The organism is Acetobacter sp. DsW_059, from assembly GCF_002153695.1.
Taxonomy (GTDB): domain Bacteria; phylum Pseudomonadota; class Alphaproteobacteria; order Acetobacterales; family Acetobacteraceae; genus Acetobacter; species Acetobacter thailandicus.
Map to the genome: position 1 here is coordinate 1 of NZ_JOPI01000068.1, position 6,807 is coordinate 6,807.

Sequence of the window (6,807 nt, forward strand, 5' to 3'; positions counted from 1 at the left end):
GGTAAGCCTGTGAATCACAATCTCTCGCTCAGTTCAATAAATTAACAGGTCCTGAGCCTAGGGCAGGCTTTGGCCTATTCAGACGGGAGTAAAGGCGGACGACCGCCATTTGATCCGGTGCTGATGTTCAAGATCCTGGTGATCCAGACGCTCAACAATTTGTCTGATGAGCGGACGGAGTATCTCATCAACGATCGCCTCTCCTTTATGCGTTTCCTTGGGCTGGGGCTTTCAGATCGTGTTCCTGATGCCAAAACGGTCTGGCTGTTTCGTGAACGCCTGACACAGGCGGGGGCCATTGAAAGACTGTTTGAGCGCTTTGATGCGACCCTGCGCAGCGCTGGTTATCTGCCGATGTCAGGTCAGATCCTGGATGCCACGCTCGTAGCGGCTCCGAAGCAGCGCAATACAAACGCAGAGAAAGCGGATCTGCGAGCAGGGCTTATTCCTGAAGACTGGCAGGACAAGCCATCCAAACTGTCGCACAAGGACAGGCATGCACGATGGACGCTGAAGTTCACGAAGGCAAAACGGCAGGACGATGGAACCATGCCATCCAATGATCTCGCCATCCCATTCTTTGGCTATAAATCGCATGTTTCCATCGACCGGAAATACCGGTTCATCCGGAAATGGAAGACGACGGACGCCGCCGCCAGTGATGGCGCGCGATTGAGAGAGGGGCTGCTGGATAAAACCAATACGGCCTCAAGCGTCTGAGCAGACACTGCTTATCGCTCCAAAGCCAATGAAGACTTCATGGAAAAGCAGGGCTTTGTCTCCAAAGTTCATTGCAAAAAGCCGCATCTCAAGCCTATGCCCCGGCATATCCAGCGATCTAATGCAGGGAAGTCGGTGATCCGATCCCGTGTCGAGCACGTCTTTGCTGACCAGAAGTCACAGACAGGGCTGTTCGTCCGAACTGTCGGTATTACCCGGGCCACCATGAGGATCGGGCTCGCCAATATCGTCTATAATATGCGCCGCTTTCTCTTCCTGGAGCGGATAAACGCCACCGCGTAGCAACCCAGAGCACGAAACCCTCGCTCTGCTCAAAACGCAGAGCGAAAATCAGGATAAGAAACCAGAAATCAACATGGCAAAAACCTGAAATCAGGACCAAGAACAGTCAGTTAAAGGTTTTTCGATCCCTCCATCTCACCGCTTTCTTGTAAGCCTGATAATTACATTCTCACTGTCGCTTACTCAGACGATATAATGTCAAAGTGTCTTGTGGTCATAGGTCTCCTCTCATAACTCAGGAGCTGAGTTTCCTTTTTTTAAAATCATGGATAGCATGGTTTAGGACATATGGAGATAAAGCCTGTTTTGATGCTGTAAAATATGAAATATTTTTATTACTATTTGTTAATAAAAGGCATTTTATGCTTGCGTCTGGCTTCAAAACAGTCACAAGCAATGAAACAATATCTGTGTCACCATATTTATTACTGAGTACTCACGCCTTTTACCAATCTGAATGGGATAAACAGACCTTGAGCAATATACTATTCCGCCATGACAGCGATTATACCCAGTTAAAATAACCTATGTTTTTAGATTGAAAATTCTATGTTTCTGATAAGTGTGGAGTAAAAGATGCCCGTTTTCGTCAGGTCTGCCGTCATGTGGCGCCACGTTCTTTGCGCCAGTATTGCCTGCATGCCTGCCCTTTGGCATCAGAGTAGGGCTGAAACAGCAATATTTGCCCATTCAAGGCATCATAATGTCGAAATTGACTTTGCTGACTCATCATCACAATGCTCTGCTGGTATGCTGCATCTGCTAATGCAGATCACCCCGCAAAGTCAGGATATTGATACACCCGAAGCACAGATCCATCTCGCAAATGCACTTGGTGGTAAACTATCAGGCAACAATCAGTGTGCTGATGTCAGCACGGTGAATATTTCTGTTTTAAAAAATGGTTCAGAGATCAGGCAGTTACAGGCATTACGTAGTACAGGCTGGCAATTTACTGAAGTTGTACCAACCTCTGCACAAATTAGTGCTCCTGCATTACAACCCTCTCTTCCTAATGATGCTTCACCAGAAGTTACCACTCCGGCGACAGCTCCCGCAGTCATTATACCGGAAGGTTATATGGGTTTTCTGGCACAAATAGTCCGTCAGAATGCATCTCTGCTTGATAATGATGCTGTACAGGCCTGCTGGGCTCAGCACTATTTGCGTCATGATTTTTTTGCGGCACAAGGCAATGAATTTCGGGTGCACGAAATAGATGCCAGAGCGAAATCTGACCTTGCACAACTTAGTAGTCAGATTAAGCCAGGTGTCATCAGGGTGGAACTTAACCTGCGTCTCGGTGAGTATGATTTTTCACGCTCCGATTTTCCTGTTGAGCTCAATGGTGATCTGCTGTCAGTTAGCAGTGACTGTAACCTTTCGCCAGCCCGCCTCCCTGGTCGGGTGACTCTGCATCTTCCTGACAAACAGCAGATTTTTCGCATTCCGATGAGCGCTGCTAATGCTGAACAGTTCCTTAAACAGCGTACACGTTTTGGGTATATCAACCGGGACGTTTTCGTCTCACTTTCATTACATGTAAACGAAGCTGCAATGAGCAGGTTAAATGATGAGACATATGACCCTATACCTGCTGAACTGAACCAGGTTCAGATTTTTTCTGGTCCGGAGAAGAAAACACTTCTTGCTGACATTAGCGAAAATGCTCTGACAGCGATAAGAAAAGAGCAGCTAGCTGAAAAAGCTGTCGCTGTTGCCAGGGAAGAAGCAGCAAAGCGTGCGGAAAACCTGCGTCAGATGCAACTTCAGCTACAAAATGCCAGCTACTCTCAGAGGCTGGCAATGTGGGTCGGGCAAAACAACAGGAATTTTGGTCTGCCTGATTTAAGCACAATACGTTTAGTACGCCAGCGTGCAGCTGTGTCTGGCAAGTCTGTTGATGCCATTCTTCTGGTTCATACTGACGGCAGCGGCCGTGACAAGGTTGAAACACAATGGCCCGGCAAATTAAATCTTACGATAGCAAAAAACCAGCCCTCTTTTACCAGTAATACATGGTACGTTGTACAGGGGCAGGTTAGTGTGCCTGGTGGCGATTTCCCTTCAGCTGAAATGATTGTTCAGGCTGAACATGCATGTAAGGAAGAGCAGTGTAAAGATGCTGGCAACCTGCAGACCCTTGAAGCTGCTCTTAAGGCGCAAAATGTGCCCTGAGAAAAATTAGTAAACCTCGTGCTCTTACAAGCATGAGGCCCCTGTTATGAATGATGACTGATCTGGAAGCATACTATGAAATCTCTTCTGACCTTTGATACTCTGATTACGCCAAAATTCATCAAATTTTTCTTTTATGTGGGTGTGTTCTTCTGCCTGCTCAGTGGCTTTGCTACCTTTCTCTCAATTCTGATAAGTTGTATTGCCGCTGCACAGGCTTCTGGGTCCTCCAGCGCTCTGGCAGCTATCGGCGGCCTGATTGCAGGTCTGATTGCTGGCGGGGTTGTAGCCCTTGTAGGTATTGTCCTGGCCCGTGTTTCAAGTGAACTCACGCTGGTTATTTTCATGATCCGTGATGAACTGGCATGGCAGCGTGAGCATACAACCAATTCTTCTTCTTCCTGAGGGTCGATTATGAAGCCAGGTACATGCAGTAAGGCACCTCTGGCACACGGGAAGCCAGATCCTGCCCTTTTGCTTCCTCCTTTGTCTGAGCTTGTTCCATCAGGAAAGCTGCATGATGGAACAATTATGGATCATGGAGATCCTGAAGTAAGTAATCTGATGCAGCAGGCAGGTATCCTGTTGGCAGAACACAGTCCTCGTCTTAAAAGCACAGGCAAAGCCGCAGGTGAGCAAATTGGTAAGCTTGCCAGCACAGTTATACGGCATAGCGATAATGTTCTGAGTGATCTTAAAACACAGCTGGCTGACCCGACGAAACGAGCTGGTTTCTGGGCACGTTACCGTAAAACTCTTCTGGCTTCAGGCGCTGGTATAATTATTGTCTGTGGTCTGGGGTGGGAAGTTGCCTGCCACGAAGCCAGTCAGATTGCTGATGCAAAAATACAGGGTTTTTTACAAAAAGCAGGCCTGACATCCCTTGTGAAATACAGTTCAGTCAGCGCGTCACCCTTTGGTTCTCTTACTCTTTCTGATGTCAGTGTCGGCGCGTTCAGACAAGGTGGTGCACCACTTAAAATCAGCAGTCTCTCTGTTAGTGGTTTGTCATCATCACTTAATGTACCCAAGTCTCTCAGTATCGAAGCTGAGGGGATTGAGTGTCCGGTTAATTCCTTGTCAGAGTATACGCTGGGTGAACTGCACGGCGGCCCATTTAAAGCTCTGGGATATTCTGCACTAAAAGGAGATATTTCTGTTTCTTACTCTCTTTCGGGTCAGAACTTGAAGGTAATCTCAAGCGCAGATTTTTCTCAGGTCGGTGGATGGAACGCCTCTTTTGCGCTGACGAATGTTCCATCTCAGGCGCTTAATAATCTGGCTCAGGGTGGGGCAGGGCAAGGCATAATGCTCATGATGCAATTGGCCGGCACAATGAGTAATATACAGCTGCAGAGTGCTGCGTTAACTCTTGATAATACAGGCCTGACAAAACGATTAAAAGCCATACCTGATACGGCTCTTCCACAAAATGTGGGTAATATTCCCGCAGATGTTCCTCCATTTGTAAAATGGGGGATTGAAGGTGGGCGTTTGCAGATTGTCACACAGCTACAGCAACCTTTGCCCGTTATGCAAAATACCTATTTTGGCGGGGTAATACTGAATCCTGCTTTTGCGAACCTGAATAATTTTATTCGGGCTACACAGGCCAGCGTTTCGGTAAATTAAAAACACAGAGTGAGCCGTAAAAAGCTCACTCTTGATTTTTGATTTTTCTCAGTCAAGCTCAAGTGGCGCATTTGATTTACTAATTGATGCAGCGGCAGGTTTTGTATCTGCACCAGGTGTTACAGATAGCTGACTGGTTGTTTTCGTTGCAGATTTTCCTCTGTGTGGTGTCGTATGATGATATTTGTGGGTTGTAGTCCCGGCTGAAGTTAGCTGGTTATTATAACCTGGTAAAATGTTATGATATGCAACCATACACTGCGCGTAAGCATTGTTATATTGTGTCTGAATACCATTTTGCTGAGACTGTGAATAAACACCACCACCGGCACCGCCACCTGCAGCACCTGCTGCCGCTCCTATGCCTGCACCAGTGCCACCACCCGCAGCGGCACCCAGCCCCGCACCCAGAATAGTCGTTGCCAGTGCGCCATAAAGAGCTTTATGATTCTGGCTTTCAGCCTGTCCTTTTACAGCCTGTTCAGCCTGATTTTTGCAAAATTGTTGCTCTTGCAAAAAAACATTATAATCCTTACCCGGAGCAGGCATTATCTGCATCGTCGGTCCCATAGGGGTTTGAGCGCAGGCTGTTAGCGACAGTACAGCCGCCAATGGTAATAAAGCGCCTGAATTAAGTTTCATTGGTATCTCCGGGATTAATGTTATAAATTTTTTATCGTATTTTTCCTTAAAAATGAAGAGGCTGAAGACTTCTTTAACAGTGGGTCTTATGTAATTTGCATGAGTAGTCGGGCTGTTGTGTTTCACAGGTTTATCGATGGAGGATAGGCCTGTGAATCACAATCTCTCGCTCAGTTCAATAAATTAATAGGTCCTGAGCCTGGCAGGCTCATAACGAACTGCACGCATAGGCCGTGAGGCATGCAAATTTCGAACATTCTTTCCCTCAACGCAAGCACCTGACGACGTCCGCTTTCGGAAAAGCCCTTGACGGCTTCAAATGTCTAAAATGAAGGCGTAAGCAGAAGTTCCGCAATGGGAGCGAGAATGTTCGCTGAATGATTTGTGCTGAGTAACATTATCGTCACAGGCACAATGCGTAAGCGTAACCAATGATGGTACGGCATTGGGGGCTCTTTATTTTCCGGGCGTATTTGAAAAACCTTCAATAAAATCAGTCACGAAGCTGTCATGACAGTACGGACTGTCGATAAGATGACACCGTCATGACACCATAAACCCAGCTGTCACTACGCTATTATAAAATGCCAATGACAGCATGACGCCGAGTGTCATGATCTATCGATCCTGGTGTCATAATGACCCAAAAAAACTCTGTCCAGTCGGTTCATAGTGCAAATAACTCTGATACGATCGAAGAAACCTGAAATCTAAGGCACGATACTGCATTTTGGTATGCAGGGCATACGCAAAACGCGGCAAAAATAGCGGATAACCGCTATTTTCTATGAGACGGATACGATGGCCTTTGGCAGTCGAACGATGCGCGCTGAGCAGCGCGATTTTGACAGGTCAAAATCTGCATCGTTCAAAACAGAGGGACCAAAAGAGACAGGGCAGGGCGGGCTAGGTCGCTGATGCTTTCATGGGGTCTGATGAGGGCAATTCTCCCCTCAATCCCACTGAGTAAAGAGACGGTTTTTCTATCACGAATTTTCTTCTCTTTCGCTTGGTTCTTTCTGGACAGACATTATGACATTGCTTTCTTCCGTATCTCGGGCCGATCGGCTTGAGCGTTTTCGTGCACGCACCGGCTATATGCAGGTATCCTCACTTCGCATTCGGCTTGTGAGCTGGATCCCGTGCAAACCACTTCTATCCTTTATGGATGGCAGTCTTTTCGATTTTGTCGTTCAGGACATTCGCTGGACACCTTTGAGTCTTTTTACAATTCGGACCTTCCACCGCACCCTGGAACTGCACCACATCGGCTCCGGGAAAATCTGTTTTGCGGAGCCGCTGGTGTTACCGCAGGAAGGAGCAGATGCCCCT

General features: G+C 47.2%; 4 protein-coding genes and 2 pseudogenes. 5 read left to right on the top strand and 1 reads right to left on the bottom strand.

Going from position 1 to position 6,807, the window contains the following annotated elements; translation table 11 throughout:
- Positions 1 to 57: 57 nt before the first annotated feature.
- The 4 genes and pseudogenes from HK25_RS11675 to HK25_RS11690 form a co-directional block, all read left to right on the top strand.
- A pseudogene (locus HK25_RS11675) lies at positions 58 to 1,023 on the top strand (IS5 family transposase); the annotation flags it as partial.
- Positions 1,024 to 1,626: 603 nt separating this feature from the next.
- Positions 1,627 to 3,201 (top strand): DUF4852 domain-containing protein, encoded by a 1,575-nt coding sequence (locus HK25_RS11680; protein ID WP_158092953.1) that lies wholly within the window; start codon positions 1,627 to 1,629, stop codon positions 3,199 to 3,201.
- A gap of 75 nt (positions 3,202 to 3,276) precedes the next feature.
- Complete coding sequence (locus tag HK25_RS11685; protein ID WP_086636334.1) at positions 3,277 to 3,606, top strand: DUF4282 domain-containing protein; 330 nt, start codon at positions 3,277 to 3,279, stop codon at positions 3,604 to 3,606.
- 9 nt (positions 3,607 to 3,615) lie between these two features.
- Complete coding sequence (locus HK25_RS11690; RefSeq protein ID WP_086636335.1) at positions 3,616 to 4,833, top strand: hypothetical protein; 1,218 nt, start codon at positions 3,616 to 3,618, stop codon at positions 4,831 to 4,833.
- A 48-nt stretch (positions 4,834 to 4,881) separates the two neighbouring features.
- Here HK25_RS11690 and HK25_RS11695 read toward each other — a convergent pair whose 3' ends face one another.
- On the bottom strand, positions 4,882 to 5,475 hold the full coding sequence (locus tag HK25_RS11695; RefSeq protein ID WP_233127820.1) for a glycine zipper family protein: 594 nt from the start codon (positions 5,473 to 5,475) through the stop codon (positions 4,882 to 4,884).
- 1,032 nt (positions 5,476 to 6,507) lie between these two features.
- Between HK25_RS11695 and HK25_RS11700 the strand changes: the two are divergent.
- Positions 6,508 to 6,807, top strand: a pseudogene (locus tag HK25_RS11700) (hypothetical protein); the annotation flags it as partial.

Bases quoted from the DNA above. Each gene is read 5' to 3' on its own strand.
- HK25_RS11680 (WP_158092953.1), top strand. From the start codon at position 1,627: ATGTGGCGCCACGTTCTTTGCGCCAGTATTGCCTGCATGCCTGCCCTT.
- HK25_RS11685 (WP_086636334.1), top strand. From the start codon at position 3,277: ATGAAATCTCTTCTGACCTTTGATACTCTGATTACGCCAAAATTCATC.
- HK25_RS11690 (WP_086636335.1), top strand. From the start codon at position 3,616: ATGAAGCCAGGTACATGCAGTAAGGCACCTCTGGCACACGGGAAGCCA.
- HK25_RS11695 (WP_233127820.1), bottom strand. From the start codon at position 5,475: ATGAAACTTAATTCAGGCGCTTTATTACCATTGGCGGCTGTACTGTCG.